The organism is Streptomyces sp. 5K101, assembly GCF_046506645.1.
In the GTDB taxonomy this organism is placed as follows: domain Bacteria; phylum Actinomycetota; class Actinomycetes; order Streptomycetales; family Streptomycetaceae; genus Streptomyces.
Genome location: NZ_JBKFFO010000003.1, coordinates 234,974 through 252,805, shown reverse-complemented (window position 1 = coordinate 252,805; position 17,832 = coordinate 234,974). Strand labels below are relative to the sequence as shown.

At 69.3% G+C, this 17,832-nt stretch carries 14 protein-coding genes and 2 pseudogenes; 7 read left to right on the top strand and 9 right to left on the bottom strand.

The features are described from left to right. Nucleotides 1-97: 97 nt before the first annotated feature. Nucleotides 98-742 carry a dihydrofolate reductase family protein gene (locus ACLB9X_RS06820; RefSeq protein ID WP_410359332.1) on the top strand — a complete coding sequence of 215 codons (645 nt, stop codon included), beginning with the start codon at nucleotides 98-100 and terminating at the stop codon, nucleotides 740-742. 421 nt (nucleotides 743-1,163) lie between these two features. On the opposite strand, the pseudogene ACLB9X_RS06815 reads toward ACLB9X_RS06820, so the two are convergent. Continuing rightward, nucleotides 1,164-2,362, bottom strand: a pseudogene (locus ACLB9X_RS06815) (RNA-guided endonuclease InsQ/TnpB family protein). 218 nt (nucleotides 2,363-2,580) lie between these two features. Beyond that, complete coding sequence (locus tag ACLB9X_RS06810) at nucleotides 2,581-3,030, bottom strand: ATP-binding protein (protein ID WP_410359331.1); 450 nt, start codon at nucleotides 3,028-3,030, stop codon at nucleotides 2,581-2,583. 160 nt (nucleotides 3,031-3,190) lie between these two features. Between ACLB9X_RS06810 and ACLB9X_RS06805 the strand changes: the two genes are divergently transcribed. Together ACLB9X_RS06805 and ACLB9X_RS06800 are read left to right on the top strand one after the other, a co-directional pair. Then, nucleotides 3,191-4,033 carry a Scr1 family TA system antitoxin-like transcriptional regulator gene (locus tag ACLB9X_RS06805; RefSeq protein WP_410359330.1) on the top strand — a complete coding sequence of 281 codons (843 nt, stop codon included), beginning with the start codon at nucleotides 3,191-3,193 and terminating at the stop codon, nucleotides 4,031-4,033. Beyond that, nucleotides 4,030-4,278 carry a DUF397 domain-containing protein gene (locus tag ACLB9X_RS06800; protein ID WP_410359329.1) on the top strand — a complete coding sequence of 83 codons (249 nt, stop codon included), beginning with the start codon at nucleotides 4,030-4,032 and terminating at the stop codon, nucleotides 4,276-4,278. The genes ACLB9X_RS06805 and ACLB9X_RS06800 overlap by 4 nt, the downstream gene beginning before the upstream one ends. A 38-nt stretch (nucleotides 4,279-4,316) precedes the next feature. On the opposite strand, the gene ACLB9X_RS06795 is transcribed toward ACLB9X_RS06800, so the two are convergent. From ACLB9X_RS06795 to ACLB9X_RS06765, 7 genes are all read right to left on the bottom strand, one after another. Beyond that, a complete protein-coding gene (locus ACLB9X_RS06795) occupies nucleotides 4,317-5,510 on the bottom strand; it encodes an MFS transporter (RefSeq protein WP_410359328.1) in 1,194 nt (397 codons plus the stop codon). Between the two features lie 73 nt (nucleotides 5,511-5,583). Beyond that, entirely contained in the window at nucleotides 5,584-6,180 is a 597-nt protein-coding gene (locus ACLB9X_RS06790; RefSeq protein WP_410359327.1) for a TetR/AcrR family transcriptional regulator, read from the bottom strand. Nucleotides 6,181-6,393: 213 nt separating this feature from the next. Continuing rightward, on the bottom strand, nucleotides 6,394-7,131 hold the full coding sequence (locus tag ACLB9X_RS06785) for a VOC family protein (protein ID WP_410359326.1): 738 nt from the start codon (nucleotides 7,129-7,131) through the stop codon (nucleotides 6,394-6,396). A 146-nt stretch (nucleotides 7,132-7,277) separates the two neighbouring features. Beyond that, nucleotides 7,278-8,525, bottom strand: a complete 1,248-nt coding sequence (locus ACLB9X_RS06780; RefSeq protein ID WP_410359325.1) for an MFS transporter — start codon at nucleotides 8,523-8,525, stop codon at nucleotides 7,278-7,280. Nucleotides 8,526-8,527: 2 nt separating this feature from the next. Continuing rightward, complete coding sequence (locus ACLB9X_RS06775; RefSeq protein ID WP_410359324.1) at nucleotides 8,528-9,745, bottom strand: ATP-grasp domain-containing protein; 1,218 nt, start codon at nucleotides 9,743-9,745, stop codon at nucleotides 8,528-8,530. A gap of 70 nt (nucleotides 9,746-9,815) precedes the next feature. Further along, nucleotides 9,816-11,048 (bottom strand): peptidogalycan biosysnthesis protein, encoded by a 1,233-nt coding sequence (locus ACLB9X_RS06770; protein ID WP_410359323.1) that lies wholly within the window; start codon nucleotides 11,046-11,048, stop codon nucleotides 9,816-9,818. Continuing rightward, on the bottom strand, nucleotides 11,045-11,566 hold the full coding sequence (locus ACLB9X_RS06765) for a hypothetical protein (RefSeq protein ID WP_410359322.1): 522 nt from the start codon (nucleotides 11,564-11,566) through the stop codon (nucleotides 11,045-11,047). Before ACLB9X_RS06765 ends, ACLB9X_RS06770 begins: the two co-directional genes overlap by 4 nt. 508 nt (nucleotides 11,567-12,074) lie before the next feature. Here ACLB9X_RS06765 and ACLB9X_RS06760 point away from each other — a divergent pair. The 4 genes and pseudogenes from ACLB9X_RS06760 to ACLB9X_RS06745 form a co-directional block, all read left to right on the top strand. Next, nucleotides 12,075-13,094 (top strand): annotated as a pseudogene (locus ACLB9X_RS06760) (AMP-binding protein); the annotation flags it as partial. A 138-nt stretch (nucleotides 13,095-13,232) separates the two neighbouring features. Next, complete coding sequence (locus ACLB9X_RS06755; RefSeq protein WP_410359589.1) at nucleotides 13,233-15,164, top strand: condensation domain-containing protein; 1,932 nt, start codon at nucleotides 13,233-13,235, stop codon at nucleotides 15,162-15,164. A gap of 36 nt (nucleotides 15,165-15,200) precedes the next feature. Next, nucleotides 15,201-16,535: a lysine N(6)-hydroxylase/L-ornithine N(5)-oxygenase family protein gene (locus tag ACLB9X_RS06750; protein WP_410359321.1), complete on the top strand. Its 1,335-nt coding sequence runs from the start codon at nucleotides 15,201-15,203 to the stop codon at nucleotides 16,533-16,535. After that, nucleotides 16,535-17,704, top strand: coding sequence for a pyridoxal phosphate-dependent aminotransferase (locus ACLB9X_RS06745; protein ID WP_410359320.1), 1,170 nt, complete (start codon nucleotides 16,535-16,537; stop codon nucleotides 17,702-17,704). Before ACLB9X_RS06750 ends, ACLB9X_RS06745 begins: the two co-directional genes overlap by 1 nt. Nucleotides 17,705-17,832 lie beyond the last annotated feature (128 nt).

The window sequence follows — 17,832 nt, the reverse complement described above, 5'->3', positions numbered from 1 at the left end:
CCCGGCAGCCTAGGCCCTGTCCGGGAATCATGGGCGGGGCGATGAGTTTCCCCGGCTTCGGCAGTCCAACCGTCATCGACCACACAGGAGGAGTCACGTGAATCAGCTGCTGAGGGTGCAGAACTTCTGTCTCTCGAGTGACGGATTCGGTGCCGGCGAGCACCAGAGCCTGGAGCGACCGTTCGGCCACGCCGATCCCGGGGACATGTTCGCCTGGGCCGGTGCCACGGCGAGCTGGCCGCGCCGCACCGACCCCGGCGGCAGCCGCGGTCTCGACGACTACTTCACCCGGGACTTCGCCCGCAACATCGGCGCCGAGATCATGGGCCGCAACAAGTTCGGTCCGCAGCGCGGTCCCTGGCAGGACCACGAGTGGCAGGGCTGGTGGGGTGAGGAGCCTCCGTTCCACACCCCGGTGTTCGTCATGACGCACCACAAGCGTCCTTCGTTCACGCTCTCCGACACCACGTTCCACTTCGTCGACGGCGACCCGGCTACCGTCCTCGAACAGGCGCGGGAGGCGGCGCAGGGCAAAGACGTGCGACTCGGCGGCGGGGCCACCACGATCCGGGAGTTCCTCGACGCCGACCTCGTCGACACCATGCACGTGGCGGTCTCGCAGGTGAAGCTCGGATCCGGGGTAAGGCTCTGGGAGTCGCCCGATGAGCTGCTCGACCGCTTCCACCTCGATGTCGTGCCCAGCCCGAGCGGCGTGACGCACCACCTGTTCTGGCGCAAGTGACACGAGGGCCCGGTCCGGGACGTCGGATTCCGGGACGTCGGATTCCGGGCGTCGGATGCGGTGGATCACGAACGACCCCCGCCTCAGCATCTCCCGCACGTCCCGGTCCGGCCCGGCCCCGCCCACGGCCAACGCCGGGTGAACGCCCCCCGCCCCTGGCGACAGCCCGGTGAATGCCGTCCGAACAGTCGCGGCACCCGTCGCAGCCCCCGCCGGCGCGCTCGTAACTTTGGCGCACATCTGCATCCGGTCAGCACGGGAGTCGGCGGTGAACGGTTTTCCCTGGGAGTCAGCGATCGCCATCCTGGGTCTGGCCATCCCAGTGGCGGCCGCCGCATGGGAGTTCGCGCTCGTCGGCCGCAAGCGGCTCGGCTACCGGATCCAGGTGACTCCTCCACCCCGTGAACGGGGCGGCTTCTCGCTATGCCCGTTGGGCTTTGCGACGGACCAGCCCGGCCCGTAGAACATTGGTAGCGCCCACCGTGTCAGCGTGCGCGATGTGGCCGCATGAGACGCAGTGGAACTTCTCCTGTGCGGGCCGGTTCTCCTTGGCGGTGTGCCCGCATGCGGGGCACCGCCGGGAGGTGTTGCGGGGGTCCACAGCCATCACTTCCCGTCCGGCACCTTCCGCCTTGGCGTTCAGGATCGCGAGGAACACCCCCCATCCGGCATCGGCGATCGAGCGGTTCAGCCCGGCCTTGCTCGCGGCCCCGTTGGGCAGAAAGCCGCCGGGATTATCCGGGTCAGACTTCGGTGTGGGGGCCTTGCTCATGTTGCGGATCTTGAGATCTTCGTGCGCGATGAAGTCGTGCTCACGCACGAAACCCAGCGCGGTCTTGTGTGCGTGGTCGAGACGCTGCCGACGCACCTTGCGGTGCAGCGTAGCCACCTTCTCCACGGCCTTGCGGCGGCGCTTCGAGCCGCGCTCGCACCGGCTGAGTGCCTGCTGGGCGGCTTCGAGCCTCTTGGCGGCCTCCGGCCGTGGCGGGGGTTGGGCACGAACTCACCATTGGAATCGGCGAGAAAGTTGGCTATCCCCATGTCGATACCGACTACCGAGCCGGTCGTGGCAAGCGGCTCGGGCTGGGTTTGCTCGGCGGTCAGGATGACATACCAGCGTGCGCCTTCGCGCTTGACGCTGATCGTCTTGACCTTGCCGACCACCGCACGGTGCTGGTGCACCTTGACGTGCCCGATGCCTTGCAGCCGGAGGCGGGTGACGGGGTCGTGCGGGGTGGAGTCCCAGCGGCACCCGTCGCCGTCCTTGGGGAAGTCCACCGTGTCGAACCGCGACACCGAGCGGAAACGCGGATAGCCCGGCGTATCCCCGGCCTTGATCCGGCGAAAGAACGCGTTGAACGCCTTGTCCCTTCGGCGCAGCGTGGCCTGCTGTGAAGAGAAGGACCAGCGGCCTTGCCGCTCGGGGTCGAAGGCGCGGACCTCCTTGAGCTGCGCGGACTGTTGCCCGTACCGGACAGTGGTCTTGGAAACGTGCCGGTAGGCGTCGCGACGCTCCTGCAAGGCCCCGTTGTAGAGCGAACAGTGATCCCGCAGCATCTCGCGAAGGGCCTGTCCCTGGCGGGCGGTGGGCCGCATGAGGAACTTGTACGCCCTGATCATCCAGCCCACCCCCGTCGCGGTTCGGATCGGCCTTGATCGTAGCGCTGGTTCATGTCACCACACTGAGAACCAAACCCCGACGTGCGGCGTGGCCGTCACGTCGCTTTCAACCCGCACGCACACTTGGTGCTCGTCACCCAGTACCGGCGGAATGTCTTCAACGACGAGACGTTGACGCGCTGCGAAGAGATCGCCGGCACGGGCGCATCGGCGCGGGGTCAGTGCGACGGCAGGTCCAGTTCCGCCCGGACGGTCTTCCCGACGGGCACGCGGTCGAGGACCGCCCAGCGGTCGGCCAGGCTCTCCACCAGCAGCAGCCCGCGCCCGCTGTCCGAGACGGCCCCCGGCACCGCGAGCCGGCCCGGACCGGGCGGCCGCCGCTCACCCCGCGTGTCCGAGACCTCGATACGCAGCGTGCCGGGCGAGCGGGTCAGTCTCAGCTCGAAGTCCCGGCCCGGCACGCGCCCGTGCGTGACGGCGTTCGCGGCGAGTTCGGCGACGATCAGCGCGGCGGTGTCGGACGCCTCGCTGCCATGCGCAAGGCCCCAGGCGTGCAGTTGATGGAGAGCCAGGTGGCGGGCGAGGCGGGCGCCGAGCGGGGTGGAACTGAAGCGCTGGGCGAACGTGCGTACGGTGCCCGGCAGTTGCGGGGTGAGGGGTGAGTGCATGACCTTCACCGTGGCGGGCGCGAAGACATAGCCCCAGATCAGGAACCCGTACGCTCAGTCAGCGTACGGGTACGCGCGGTGGACAGTACGGGTAACCGACCGTGACCATGGAGCAGTTGCGGGGTTGCTCAGCACAGGTACGCGCGGGAGGTGGCCGTAGATGACGGCGGAGACGGCAGGCGGCGGTTCGGGCGGGGAGCCGGAGGTCTCGGACAGCCTGAAGTCCTTCGGGGAGGTGGTCAAGTCCTTCCGGAAGCGGGCGCGCCTGACCCAGGAGGAGTTCGCACCCCGGGTGCGGTACTCGCTGCCGACGGTCGCCTCGATCGAGCAGGGCAGGCGGTTCCCCCCGGCGGACTTCGTCGACCGGGCGGAGGAGGTACTGGACGCCTTCGGCACGATCAGGGGCGCGGCACGGCACCTGTCGCGGCGGCCGGGACTGGCGAGCTGGTTCAGGCAGTGGGCGAGCCTGGAGGCGGAGGCGGTGAGCCTCTACACGTACGAATGCCGGTTGATTCCGGGGCTGTTACAGACGGAGGCGTACGCGCGGACGCTGTTCACGAACCAGCTGCCGCCCTTGGGCGACGCGCAGATCGAGGCACAGCTCGTGGCCCGGCTGGAGCGCCAGCGGTTGCTGCGGGAGCGGCCGAACACGGCGTACAGCTTCATCCTGGAGGAGCACCTGTTCCGGCGGCGTACGGGCGGGAAGCAGGTGACGCTGGATCTGATCGACCACATCCTCACGCTCGCCGAACTACGCAACATCGAGGTCCAGATCATGCCGCTGGTGCGCGAGGACCACGCCGGTCTGCACGGTCCCATGCGGCTGCTGGAAACTCCGGACAACCGCTGGCTCGGCTACTGCGAAGGGCAGGAGAGCGGCCAGTTCATCTCCGACGCGAAAGTGGTCAGCATGCTCCAGATGCGGTATGCCAGGATGCGGTCACAGGCTCTTACCCTGGAAGACTCCCTGAGCCTGTTGCGGCAGATGCGAGGAGCGGTATGAGCACCACAGAACTGGCCTGGTTCAAGAGCAGCTACAGCAGCGGTTCCGGCGATGACTGCGTCGAAGTCGCCCTCTCCTGGCACAAGTCCAGCCACAGCAGTGGTGACGGCGACTCCTGCGTCGAGGTCGCCGCCTGCCCCGACACCGTCCACGTCCGCGACTCCAAGGACACCGAGGGGCCCCAACTCGCCCTCTCCTCCGCCTCCTGGACCGCCTTCGTCCCCTTCGCCGCCGCCCGGGCCTAGAGTTCGCACAGCCCGTCGGCACTGGGCCAGTTGCCACGTCAAGGCGCATGAGTCGTCATGGCGGGCGCGGCTTCCGACGGAGCGGCCTCCGGCGCAGTCACCGGCGCGCGCCACTCGGGCACCAACGTGACCAGCCCGAGCACGGCCAGCCCGGCCCCGACCCATACGGGAGCCAGCAGCCCGAAGTGGATGATGGCCAGGCCACCGACGGACGAGCCGATGAGGACGCCGAAGGTGATGAAGGAGGAGTGGACGGAGTTGACCAGCGGGCGGGCGTTGCCGGTGCGCTGAACCCGGGTGATCATCGCCGGGTTCATGGTCACGCCGACCAGCCCGATCCCCATCATGAACGCCACGGCCGTGAGGGGTATGTCCGCCAGAAGCGCGAGCCCGGTCAGGAACAGGGTGTTGAGGGCGAGACCCCACACCAGCACGGTGACGGTGTGCCGGTCGGCGAGGCGTCCGACGACCGTGTTGCCGACGACGGTGGCGGCGCCGTACGCGACGAGCAGGAGCGGTACGGCGCCGGCACCGAAGCCGGTGACCTCCGTGAGGATCGGGTTGAAGTAGGCGAAGGCGGAGAAAGTGGCGCCGATGACCAGCGTGCTGGTGGAGAGCGCCAGCCACAGCCGGGGGTTGCGGAAGGCGCCCAGCTCCTGCCGGAAGCCCCCGTCACCGCCGCCGCGCTCCAGGCGCGGAACGCCCGCGAGGGTGCACAACGCGGCGGCGACGGTGAGCGCGGAGATGGCCCAGAAGGCGGCGCGCCAGCCGAGATGTTCACCGACGAGGGTGGCCAGAGGCAGGCCCAGCAGCGTGCCGAGCATCAGCCCGTTCATGACGACGGCGATGGCGCGGCCACGGATCTCGGGGCGGGTGAGCTGGGCGCACAGCGAGAGGGCGATGCCGAAGAAGGCCTGTGAGGCGACACCGGTGACGAGCCGGGCGACGACCATGGTCGCGTAGTCGGGTGCGGTGGCGGCGATGACGTTGCCCCCGAGGAAGATCGCGAACACCGTCATGAGGGCCGGTTTCGGCCTGACCCTGGTGAGCGCGGCGGTGAGGGGTGGCCCGCCGAGGGCCATGGCGGCGGCGTACGCGGTGATGAGGCAGCCGATCTGCGGGATGGTGGCGTCGAGGCCGTCGGCCATCTGGGGCATGAGCCCGGCGACGGCGAACTCGCTGGTCACCATGGCGAAGACGCCGAGCGAGAGTACGTACACGGCAAGAGGCATGGGCAGGGCTCCATTTTGGATGGATCAGTACAAAACTTGGGCATGCAAAACCCTCCTCGCGGGAGGGGTGAGCTCAACGGGCCAGTGCGTCCATGGCGGTGTCGACGACGGCCTCCAGGGCGGCTCGGTCGGCGCCGCCCTGGGCGGACACCCGCATGCCGCCGATCACGGCGTTGAGGAAGCGGGCGAGCGAGTCGGCGTCACGGGTGGAGGTGATGTCGCCGTCGCGCCGCCCGGCCTCGACGACGGCCCGGAACGAGGCCAGCCGCCGTTCCAGATCCCGCTCCAGCGTGCGGGCGACCTCCGGGTCGCGTCCGGCGAGCTCCACGGTCGTGTTGACCGTGAGGCAGCCCTGGCTGCGCCCGTCCCGCCGGTTGGCGAACTCGTCGTCGACAACCTTCGCGAACAGCGCCCGGATGCGCTCCACCGCCGGGCGCTCGTCGTCCTCCAGGATTGCGAGCTGGGCGGTGGTCATGGTGTCGATGTAGCGGGCGAGCGACCGCGTGAACAGGTCGTGCTTGCTGCTGAACGTGTTGTAGATGCTGCTGCGCCCCAGTCCGGTGGCTTCGCACAGGTCCTGGGTCGAGGTGGCCTCGTAGCCGTTGACCCAGAAGGCGCGCATCGCCGCGTCCAGGGCCCGGTCTTCGTCGAACGTCCGCGGTCGGGCCATGCTCATACACTACCAGGGTTTTGGACGGCTCGTTTCAATACGTCGTCCATGTCGTGTGGGCGTCGGCCCGCCGGGCCACAGGCTCCCTCAAGGCATCAGGTGAGCTGCGGCATCACCTAGCCGCGGCGCACTCCATGGCCTCCGCGGTTTCGTCGGCACAGGACAGTTACCGGCCCGCCCTGTCACCCCACCCAACTCCCGTACCGTCCCGCTTCATCCGCCGGCGGATTGCATGGGGCGCCCGACACAGAACTCATTGCCGTCGGGGTCGGCCATGACCACCCGGCTGCCCTCGTCCCGGCCGGTGTCGATCCGCTTCGCCCCCAGGGAGACGAGACGCTCGACCTCCGCCTGCTGATCACCGTCGGCAGGTGGCGCGAGATCGAAACGCAGCCGGTCCCTGCCTGCCCTCGGCATCAGCGGCGGACCGCCCCAGGTGACCTTCGGACCGCCGTGCGGCGAGCGGATCGCGGTCTCCTGGTCCTGGTCCCACACCAACGGCCAGCCCAGCGCCTCGCTCCAGAAGTACCCGACCTCCTGCGAACCGTCGCACGAAAGCGCTCCGATGAATCCGCAGTCGGCAAGAAACTTGTTGCCTGGCTCGATGACGCAGAACTCATTGCCCTCGGGGTCGGCGAGCACCACATGACCCTCCTCCAGGCGCTGACCGATGTCGATGTGCCGGGCGCCGAGTCCGAGCGCCCTCGCCACCGTCTCCTGCTGGTCCTCCAGGGACGTGCTCGTCAGATCGAAGTGCATCCGGTTCTGAACGGCCTTCTGCTCCTGGGTCGGGAGAAATCGGATCCGGAAACCGGTGTCATCGCTCGGCAGGAGGGCGAGGCCGTCGTGGGGATCGTCGGTCAACTCCCAACCCAGGAAGCCGGCCCAGAAGCGCGCGAGGCGGAGCGGGTTGTTCGCATCGAGGCAGAGCGCGAGGAGGTGAGAGGCCATCCCGTTCCGCATCTCCGATCTGGTGACTCGTAGGGTGGACGGGGCACGTTCGCCCTGGCCATGAGGCGGGCAACGCTATGGCGCTCCGGCCCGGCAACGCAACGGGAATCTATGGCTTGGGCTTCGGCTTCGGTCGGCCGTCGCCGTCAGGCCGACTCCGCTTCCGCCAGCGGGCGCGTCTTCTCGGCGAGCGGGGCCGCCTGGCGTCGCGGGAAGAGCGCGAACGCCAGCACAGCGAGCACCGCGACCACCGCCAGGAGCACGAACCAGTAGGCGTCCCCGAGTCGGCCCTCGTGTGCGAGGGAGGAGGAGCCGAGGTTGGCCGCCGAGCCACCGAGGGCGATGCACACGCCGATCAGCCCGAAGGCTGTACCGCGCAATGAGGCGTCCACGGTGGCGGCGACCTCGCTGTCGAGACGGGGATCGATGATCACTTCACCCAGTGAGAACAGCACGACGCCGATGATCAGCAGCACCAGGGAACCGAACCCGAGCAGCGCGAAGCCGATCCCCATCACCAGCATGCCGCCGGCGACCACGGCGGGCGTGTGCGGCACCTTGCCCATGGGGGCGCTGACCAGGACCTGGAGCGCGACGACCGACACGGCGTTGACGGTGAAGAGGACTCCGGCGTACGCGGGCCCGTGGTGGTCGGCGGCCAGCACCGGCATGGCGTACTCGATGTGGACGTAACAGAAGCCGAAGGCGGTGGCCGCGCCCGCGATCCACAGGAGGCGCCGGTTGTGGCGCAGCAGGGAGAGAAAACTCCCGATGTGTCCACGGGAGCGCTGCCGCCCCTGAGGTGACGCCGGAACGTGTGGCGCAAGGCGGCGCAGGCGCCAGAAGGCCGGCACGAGAAGGACGAACACCGCGGCCGTCGCCACCAGGCCGAGCTCGGGCCGGGCCAGCAGGAGCACACTGCCGACCAGCGGGCCCACGGCGAGACCGGCGTTGTTCGCGGCACTGCGCAGGGAGAAGACGGGTGCCGACGCCGACGGGTCCCGCAGGAGGGCGACGATCGCGGCCTTGCCGGCGGGGATGTACAGGGCGCTGCCCAGGCCGAGCAGCCCGCACGCGACGATGACACCGGGGGCGGAGGTGGCGTGGGCCAGCAGGAGGAACGACGCCACGCGGACGGAGAGCCCCAGGCATATTGCCTCGATCGCACCCAGCCGGTCCGCCAGCGCGCCGCCGACCATCATCAGGCCGAACTGGGACCAGAGTTTCACCGTCATGGCGACGCCGGCGACCCACGGGGCGAGCCCCTGATGCCCGGTCATGTAGACGGCGAGGTAGGGGACGACGATGCTGCTGCCGAGCGTGATGAAGAAGTTCCCGAAGAGGAGCAGCGTGCACCCCGGCGTGTTTCTGACCAGAGCGAGAGTCTCCCGCATCGTCAGACGCCGACTTCGAGGACGTAGGCGTCGGACAGCTCGTTCAGGCGTCGGTCCATCTCCGCTTCGTCGCGGGCGGTGAAGAAGACCAGTCCGGTCGTGGTCGCGGACGTCAGATCCGGTGGCACCACGTCGCCGACGGACATGGACATCTTCACGGCGACGACGCCGGGGCACGCGGCGAGCTCCGCCTCGGTGCTGAGCTGGGTGATCGTGCCGGGCCGGGTCGGCAGCATCACCGTCGCCAGGATCCCCTCGGGGCTGCGGGGGGCGATGTCGGGGGCCCGGCCGAGCGATGCCTCCCAGAACGCGTCCCACAGATCGACACCGTGGTGCCGCTGCACGGCTTCCGTGATGCCGCCCCCGCCCGGGCGGCAGGCGATCTCGCCCACGACGAATCCGGAACCGGTCTTGAACAGTTCCAGATGGGTCACTCCATCGGTCAGCCCGAGCGCGCGGACGACCTCGGCGTTGAGTTCCGTGACGGCGGTGAAATCCTCATGATCCTGCGGAAGGAGGTAGGAACCGCTGAACGTGTCGATCTGCCCGAGAATGGGGGAGAAATAGCGTGACGGAGCGGCGAATACCACCTTTCCGTCACGGACGACAGCGTCGCAGTGATACTCGTGGTCCATTTCGATGAACTGTTCCACGATGAGGGGGATCGTGCTGTTCCGGATTTCGTCCCCGGTGGGGCCGGAGACGAGCCGCACATGGTCCTCGGGAGAGTCCAGTACGGTCACGCCCATGCAGCCGCCGCCGAAAACGGGCTTGGACACACAGGGCCAGCCCGTGTGCGCGGCCGCGTCCGGTACGTCGTCCACCTTCATCACCTGCCGGAAAGCCGCGGTGGGAAGTCCCGCGGCCGCCAGGCGCTGCTTCATGATGAACTTGTTGGAGAAGGCCAGGGACATGTCGTAACTGTCGCCCGGAATACCCAGGGTGGAGCGCACATAGCCGGCTGACGGTACGGCGAGTTCCACGGGAGAGACGATGCGGTCGACAGGGTCCTTCCGGGAAAGCTCCGATACGGTTTCCAGGACCAGCCCCGGATCGCGCACAGTGGCTATCTCCTGGACCGTGACCGAGGGACCGAATGCGTGGGTGTGTCCCTGGTCGACGATCACCGTTATGCGCAGGTCGCTCGACTTCTGCAAGAGGCGCAGGGGCAGCGCGCGGCGCTTCGTGGCGAGTACGACGACATGAGAGGTCTTGGGCATGGCTTCTTTCGTGCCGATTCCATACGGGTGGTGAGCCGTGACGGCCCCGGGCTTCACGTCGGTGGCCGGTTCAGAGCAGTCCGACTCCTCGCCAGGAGGTGCGTTCCCAGTAAGGGAGAGGCAAGGCCCCCTGGACGCCGCCGAAACGGCTTTCCAGCTCGGCGAGCTGCTCGCTGTTGCGCCGCCGGGCGTCCTCACTCCGCACGACGCCGTCGGGGAAGGACATCATCGAGAAACGGGGTTCCAGAATCGCGCCGCGCCGCACCTTGGCGTCACTCGTCTCCAGGCTGAACCGGATCGCCTTCACGCCGTTCCTGATCGCGTGGCGAATGGGCTCGTAGAAGGCGAGGGTGAAATAGGCGCCGGCTTCTTCGGGGATCCTGTCGTAGTCGAAACCGACGATCCGGAAGTACAGTTCGTCCTTCCAGGAATAGAGCAGGGAGAAGCCGGTGATCTCCGAGTCCTGGCGGATCGTGAGGCACAGCGGCTCGTCACCGAAGACCTCCGCCTGCCGGCCGATATGGGCGCGCAGCCTGCGCTCCGAGCTGTTGGCCCCGTACCGCCGGTTCAGATTGGCGAGGAGGGTCGCCATCCGCGAGTAGTCCCTGCTCAGGCTGCCGTTCTCGACGACCAGACCGGACGCCTCGAACGCCGCGAGGTCCTTGCGGACCGCCCGGCGGCGGCTGCTGCTCAGCGTGTCCAGGTAGGCGTCGAAGCTGTCCCAGGCGACAGGAAGCACCGTGTCGCCCGCGGCCAACTGCGGTGTCGCGGAGGGGGCGGCGACCGAGGAGAGCGCCTGGGCGGTGGAGGTGTCCGTGTACAGGAGCGAGAAGCTCCGCGCCGTGTCCGACACCGCCTCCCGGCAGGCATGCACGAGGCATCGCACGGCATCCGCACGGGTCGCCTCGTCGAGGTCCGGCGCGACCGGGATCCGGGTGGTGTAGCCGGCGCGCCCGCCGAGGAGCACCGCGGGATAAAGGCTGTCGCGGGGGATGTCCGGCCGCAGGCTTTCGATTTCCAGCGCGAGGTAGGGGTCGTACGGCTTGTCGGGCGGGGCCTCGTCCGTGGTGTAGAAGGGAAGCCCTGCCAGCAGCCGTCCGTCTTTGTCGCGTACGACGACGTACCGGGCACGGAAGGTGTCGTGCACTTCGGCGACCCGGAGCCATTTGTGGCTGCTGTAGAAATCTCCGGGACCGAGCAGGGCGTCCCATTCTGATTCCCCGACGGACCGCAGGTCGTCGCACACCGACACGTGCCAGTCGTGCGCCGTCCGCACATCCGCCGTTGCGCTGTTCGCTTTCACACCCACTCCTCGGGGTCGGATGCGGAGTTACCGTTCCGGGCGTACCGCCCTTGTTCCACGATTGCCGCGTGCTCGACTTCCTCGAAACCCTCTCTCGGCACGAGGAGGACGGCATTACCGTCCGGCCGGGACACGAGGCTCACACGGTCCAGATCGCAACCGGTCGAGCGCATGCGTGCGAGGAGACTTCTCCTTGCTCCGCGACCCGGAAGACGTAAATCGATCCGGGTCACCTGCCGGTCGACACGGATTCGGGAGCATGCGGAGCCCCGGGCATGGTGCCGAAGCGATCCGAGCACCCGGTGGAGATCGGCCGCGGACAGCAGGAAAGACACGTCGACACGTCCGGAATTCCGGGCGGCGTCCTCAGCGTCCTCCGCCCAGACCATTTCCACGACAGGACCGGCCTCGACGATTCCTTCGAACGCCCGGGAAAGGTGCTCGTCGTCCCGGGGAACGCCCATCAGGGTCACCCGCGCCGGCTCGTACAGGTCGGCGGAATGCGCTGACTGATCCACGTCGAAGACTCCTAGGCGTCCAATGGGCCGCGGTAGAGGCCGGTTCACAGAGCCGTCACGGCGAGATGCAGTAACTCAGTAGTACTTCAAGGGGTTTGACGACGTCAACGCGATTCGCGAGCGGCGGGCGATGTGATCATGATCACGTATGATGCGGTGTCATCTCAGCTGGTGGACATGGCAAAGTCGCTCACGGCACGCCGGTCGCGGCACCCGTAGCGGTGGTCGCGCCGGGCGGCCGGGGAGTGCGTCACCTGCCGAAGAGCGGTCGGTATGCGAAACACGACGCAAACGGGGCTTCACGGACTTCACCGCCTCCGTTGACCGATACCTTTCGCGTTTCCCCCGGTACCCGCATGCCCGAATCCTTTTGGCTGCCTTCCATCGGTCGTTCATTCCTTACAAGAAAGATGTCGCCACAATGCGTACCGGCGCCAATGCGTCCAGGAAACCGTCGGCAGGCGGCGGCGATCCGTCCAGCTCGGTCGTCACCCTCTTCGAGGCGGCCGCTCTGCGTGATCCCGCCGCCCGGGCCGTGGAAGGGCCGGGCGGCGCAACCCTCACCTACGGCCAACTCCGTTCACGTATGCACTTGATCGCCTACGGGCTGCTGCGCCACGGCCTGGCCCCGGGCGAGGTGGTGGCCGTACGCGGCAGAAGCTCAACGGACCTGGTTGCGGCGGCACTTGGTGTCCTGTGGGCGGGCGGCGTCCTGCTGCTGGTCGACGAGAACCTGCCCGAACCGCGACGCGCTCTCCTGCTGGACCGGGCGCAGCCGGCGATCAGGCTGACGACCGGCGTGCCGGAGCCGGGGACCGGGGAACTCATGGTCACCGCCCTTGAGCCATCCACGCCTGAGGCCGCCTCTCCGGTCGCCTCCGGGACGGAGCCGGAGCGCACCGAGGCCGCGTACGTCTTCTTCACGTCGGGCTCCACCGGCACGCCCAAGGGCATCCTCGGCAGCCACCGCGGTCTGGCCCACTTCATCACCTGGGAGATCGACGCCCTGCGGGCCGGACCCGGGGACCGCGTCGGCCAGCTCACCAGCCTGTCCTTCGACGTGGTCCTGCGGGACCTGTTCCTGCCGCTGTGCTCCGGCGCGACGCTCGTCCTTCCGGAGGAGCCGGGCCGCCTCAACGGCCGGACCGTCCTGCCATGGCTGCGGAACGCGGGCATCACCGTCCTGCACACCGTCCCCTCTTTGGTGCGCAGTTGGCTGAGGACGCCCACGGATCCCGGAACCTCTCCGTCCCTGCGCGCGACCTGCTTCGCCGGAGAACCCCTCACCGGCGAACTGGCCTCGCGCTGGCAGGAGCGGACCGGCGGGGGCGACATCTGGAACCTCTACGGGCCCACCGAGACCACCCTCGCGAAGTTCGCCTACCGTCTGCGCGGCGACGAGGAGCCCGGCGTCCTGCCGGTCGGCAGTCCGCTGCCGGAGTGCGAGGTACGGCTCCTGGACCCGGCCGGCTCCCCGGTGGGCGGCGGGGTCCCGGGCGAGGTGGTGCTGCGCACCCCGCACCGCAGCCTGGGCTACCTCGACGGGCACGGGAAACCCACGGGGGGATTCCGGCAGGACCCGGAAGGGGAGCCGGGCGACTGGCTCTACCACACCGGTGACCTCGCGACCCGACTCCCCGACGGCCGTTACGTCGTTCGCGGACGCATGGACGACCAGGTGAAGATCCAGGGCGTCCGGATCGAACCCTCCGAAGTGGCCGCCGCCGTCCGCACGGCAGCGCGACCGCTCGGCGGAGGCGATGCCTTCGCCCTGGCCGTGGAGGCCGCCGGCGGCTCCGAGGCTCCTGGTGCTCCCGGCGCTCCAGGGGTGAAGACCCTGGTCGCCTTCGTCGAGGGCCGACTTGGCGCCGACGCGGTCGAGCACGTCGTAGAGGTGCTGCGACGCTCCCTGCCCCTGCCCATGGTCCCGGCCCTCCTCCACCCCGTCGAGGAACTGCCGCTCACGTCCAACGGCAAAGTGGACCGCGCGAGCCTGCGGCAGCAGGCCCTCGCTCTCCTCGCGGAACGCGGCAGGGTCCGGGCCGCCGAGGAACGGGCGCACGACGAGGACCCCGACCCCCTCCTGAGCACGGTGCGCTGGGCGATGGCCACGGCCCTCGACGTGGGCACGGTGCAGCCCGGCGACAACTTCTTCACCCTCGGCGGGGACTCGCTCGCCGCCGCGGAACTGTCCGCGATCCTCGAGGAGAAGGAAGGGATCGCCCCCCTCGGCCACACGACCCTGCTGTCCGCCCCGACCCCCCGGGCGCTCGCCGACGCCCTTCGCGACGGGGGAATGCGCCGCGACCGACAGCCCGGTGACGCCCCCGAACTGCCCCAGGTGCCCCGGGTCGGACAGCCTTATCCGCTCTCCCCCCAGCAGCGGCGGTTCGCCGCCTTCTACCTGGCCGACGCCACGCGCAGCTGGGCCAACGTCCAGCTGCGACTGGCCCTGCCGGCGGCATCGGACACAGAGCTCGTCCGTACGGTGCTCCGTCTCCTCGTCGCCCGGCACCCGAGCCTGCGGACCCGGTTCGCCCACGACGGCGAGGAGGTCCGGCAGACGGTCGCGGCACCCGCCGACGTGCCCCTGGACCTCGTGGAACGCCACGCCGACCCGGCCTCGGTGGCGCGCGAACTCATCGCCGTTCCCGTGCCCCTGACCGGCGGCCTCCCCTACGTGACCCACCTGGTCCGGCATCCGGCGGGCGACGAGCTCGTCCTCGTCCTGAACCACATGGTCACCGACGGCACCTCGCAGGAGATCCTGCGCACCGACTTCGCGCACATCACCGGCCACCTGTGGGACGGAGCGCCGCTCCCCGCCGTCCCGCCCGCACCCGCCTACGCCGAGTACGCGCGGCACCGGAGCGCGGCCGAGCCGGCGGAGTCCGAGCGGCTGTGGGACTTCTGGCGAGACGAACTGGCCGGTGTCCGGCCCACGTGCCTGCCGCGCGAAGGCATCGCCGCGCCCCGGCCGGGCCAGGACACGGAGCTGGCCAAGGGTGCCTTCACGGCCCTTCGCCTCGACGCCGGGCCCGAGCGGCTCGCCGCCCTCGCCGTCCGGCACCAGTGCACGTCCTTCGGCGTCCTGATGGGGCTGTTCACCCGGGCGCTCACCGCGCGGCTGGAACGGGACGACGCGGTACTCCTGGTCCCCACGACCGGCCGGGAACCGGCGACCGCGACCGTGGTGGGCAACTTCCACAACATCCTTCCCGTCCGCGTCCGCCGTGCCGACGACCTGGCCGGCACCGTGCGCGGCGCCCAGGCCGCACTCGCGCGCTCGCTCGACCACCAGTGGATGCAGCTGGACCACCTCGTGGAGCGGCTCGGCATGCACCCCGCCGACGATCCCTATCCGCTCAGCAGCGTGCTGTTCAACGCGATCCCGGGCGCAAGCCCCCTGCTGCCCGCGGATGCCACCGAAGCGGCCGGACCCCTGCCGTACGACGTGCGGTACGACCTCATGGGCGTCGTGCGCACGGAAGCCCACAGCCTGGTGCTGGAACTCCACTACCGGTCGGCCTTGATGACACCGGACTCCGCCGGGCAGTTGCTGCAGGCGTTCGCCGCCCAGCTGACTCCGCAGAGCTGAGCCAAGCACTCCGAACCGACAGACGAGGAGTCTGACATGTCCCGACACGATGCCGACATCATCGGTGTGGGGTTCGGCCCCGGGAACATCTCCCTGGCCGTCGCCCTGCGGGAGCGATACCCCCACCTCCGTGCGATCTTCCTGGAAGGCCGGCCCGGACCCACCTGGCAGCCCGGCATGCTGATCGACGGCTCCGACATCCAGAACAACCCGGTCCGCGACCTGGTGACCCCTGCCAACCCCCGCAGCCGCTTCAGCTTCATCAACTACCTCCACGAGACCGGGCGCTTCTTCTCCTACCTGAACCTCGGACTGCACTACCCGCTCCGCAAGGAGTACGCCGCCTACGTCGAGTGGGTGGCGCGCACCCTCGACGCCGACGTGCGCTACAGCACCAAGGTGACCGGCATCCGCCGGGACGCCTCGCACGGGGGCACCGGCGTGGTCGAGCTGGCGGACGGCACCGAACTCCGCGCGCCCGTCGTCGTCGCCGCGCCCGGCCGGACGCCCTACATCCCGGACCCCTTCGCCGATGCCGACGACCCCCGGGTGGTCCACTTCACCCACTACAACCGGGCCCTTGAACGGCTGGAGGGCGTGGAGCAGCCGCGGATCGCCGTCGTCGGCGGCAGCCAGAGCGCCGTGGAACTGCTGCTGGACCTCCGCAGCCGCCTCCCGCACGCCCGGGTGCAGGGGATCCTGCGTTCCTTCGGATTCCGGCAGAAGGACACGAGTCCCTTCATGGACCACGTCTACTTCCCCGAGTTCGTCGACTACTACTACGCGGCCTCCGAGTCGTCGAAGCGCGAGCTCAACGCCGATCTGAGGTACACCAACTACTCCGCCGCGGACATCGACGTCGTGCACGAGCTCTACCTGCGCCTCCACGAGGACCGGCTCGACAACCGCGAGCACACCCGGGTCATCGGCAACACGGTGATCGCCGCGTGCCGGCCCGAGCCCGACGCCGTGCGGCTGTCGCTCACGGAACGCCACACCGGTGACACCTCGGAGCTGGCGGCGGATCTCGTCATCCTGGCCACGGGCTTCCGCGACCTCGGATCCCGCGCGGAGGGCCAGGAGTTCCTGCCGCCCCTGCTCCACTCCTTCGAGGACTGCGCCCAGGTCACCGAGTCCGGCCGGGCCGCCGTCACCCGCGACTACCGCCTCGCCATGGCACCGGACGCCGGTGACGCGCCGCAGGTCTACCTCAACGGCCTGTGCGAGTCCTCCCACGGCATGGGCGACGCCGGTTCCTTCAGCCTGCTCGCCCTGCGGGCCAAGGAGATCGCGTCCTCGATCGCCGCCCATCTGGAAAAGCAGGCGGGCGACGACAACTACACGTACCTCCACACCAGGAAGGCCCAGTAATGCCCGCGCTCTCCCAGCGATCCCAGGCGTTCCAGCCCCAGCCCATGTTCGAGATCCTCGCCGCCGCACAGGACCTCGAAGCCCAGGGGCACCCGGTCCTCCACCTGGAGATCGGCGACACCAAGGGATTCACCAACCCCCATATCGTCAGCACGCTGCAGGAGCTGTCGCAGAACCCCTCGCTGGGGTACATCGCCTCCGGTGGCATGCCGGAGATCCGGGGCGCCTTCGCGCGGCAGTACACGCAGGAGAAGGGCGTCACGTTCGGCGCGGACAACGTCGTCGTCGCCCCGGCCAACGCGCTGATCAGCCAGTACCTCGGCGTGACCTGCGACCCGGGCGACGCGGTGCTGCTGCCGGACCCAGGCTTCCCGACCTACTTCCTGGCCGCGCGGTACAACGGGCTGCGGATCGTCACCTACCCGCTGGACCCGGAGACGGGCTGGAACCCGGACCCCGCCCAGGTGGAGCGGCTCATCAGCGAGGACCCGGGGATCCGGGCCATGATCGTCAACTCGCCGTCCAACCCCCTGGGCACGGTGATGGACCCGGAGCGGCTCGACGCCCTCCTCGACATCGCGGAGCGGAACGGGCTGCACTGCCTGCTCGACGAGACCTACAAGAACCTCGTCTTCGCGGGGGATCTGGAGCCGCTGCCCCACCGTTCCTCCACCACGTACCTCTACTCGCTCTCCAAGGACGCCGCCGCACCGGGCCTGCGGGTCGGCTGCGCCGTCAGCCAGGACACCGGACTGATAGCCAAGCTCGTCGACTACAGCTCGCTGTTCTTCTCGTGCGGCCCGGGCCTCATGCAGCAGGTGGCCGCCTCGTACATCTCGCGTCCCGACGCGCTGGCCTTCGCGCGCGAGATCCGCACGGAGACGTCGTCGCGTGTCGCCCTCGTGGAGAAGATCCTCGGGGACGTGGACGGGCTCAGCTACATCCGGCCCAGCGCGACGTTCTTCGTGTTCCTGAACATCTCCTGCACGGGCCTCGACTCGCGGGCCTTCGCCTACGAACTGCTGCGGGAGAGGCACGTCTGCGTGTGCCCGGGCGACTCCTTCGGGCAGCAGGGCGAGGGCCACGTCCGGGTGACGCTCACCGGCGACCGGCAGGAACTCGAAGAAGGCATGCGCCGGCTCGCGGACTTCGTCCGGGCGCGCAGCTGACAGCAACCGGGTACACCGGGCCGGGCACCGCTCCCCCGCAGGGGAACAGCGGTGCCCGCCCGTCCGGGAGCCGCACCGGTCCTCGCGTCCGCGGCTCTCGCCCCCACACCCTCAGACCACCCCCCTCG

What these genes read in the sequence shown, in the direction of transcription:
- ACLB9X_RS06780 (WP_410359325.1), bottom strand. Translation starts at nt 8,525, where the DNA reads ATGCGGGAGACTCTCGCTCTGGTCAGAAACACGCCGGGGTGCACGCTG.
- ACLB9X_RS06805 (WP_410359330.1), top strand. Translation starts at nt 3,191, where the DNA reads ATGACGGCGGAGACGGCAGGCGGCGGTTCGGGCGGGGAGCCGGAGGTC.
- ACLB9X_RS06750 (WP_410359321.1), top strand. Translation starts at nt 15,201, where the DNA reads ATGTCCCGACACGATGCCGACATCATCGGTGTGGGGTTCGGCCCCGGG.
- ACLB9X_RS06800 (WP_410359329.1), top strand. Translation starts at nt 4,030, where the DNA reads ATGAGCACCACAGAACTGGCCTGGTTCAAGAGCAGCTACAGCAGCGGT.
- ACLB9X_RS06790 (WP_410359327.1), bottom strand. Translation starts at nt 6,180, where the DNA reads ATGGCCCGACCGCGGACGTTCGACGAAGACCGGGCCCTGGACGCGGCG.
- ACLB9X_RS06775 (WP_410359324.1), bottom strand. Translation starts at nt 9,745, where the DNA reads ATGCCCAAGACCTCTCATGTCGTCGTACTCGCCACGAAGCGCCGCGCG.
- ACLB9X_RS06795 (WP_410359328.1), bottom strand. Translation starts at nt 5,510, where the DNA reads ATGCCTCTTGCCGTGTACGTACTCTCGCTCGGCGTCTTCGCCATGGTG.
- ACLB9X_RS06755 (WP_410359589.1), top strand. Translation starts at nt 13,233, where the DNA reads ATGGACGACCAGGTGAAGATCCAGGGCGTCCGGATCGAACCCTCCGAA.
- ACLB9X_RS06745 (WP_410359320.1), top strand. Translation starts at nt 16,535, where the DNA reads ATGCCCGCGCTCTCCCAGCGATCCCAGGCGTTCCAGCCCCAGCCCATG.
- ACLB9X_RS06785 (WP_410359326.1), bottom strand. Translation starts at nt 7,131, where the DNA reads ATGGCCTCTCACCTCCTCGCGCTCTGCCTCGATGCGAACAACCCGCTC.
- ACLB9X_RS06810 (WP_410359331.1), bottom strand. Translation starts at nt 3,030, where the DNA reads ATGCACTCACCCCTCACCCCGCAACTGCCGGGCACCGTACGCACGTTC.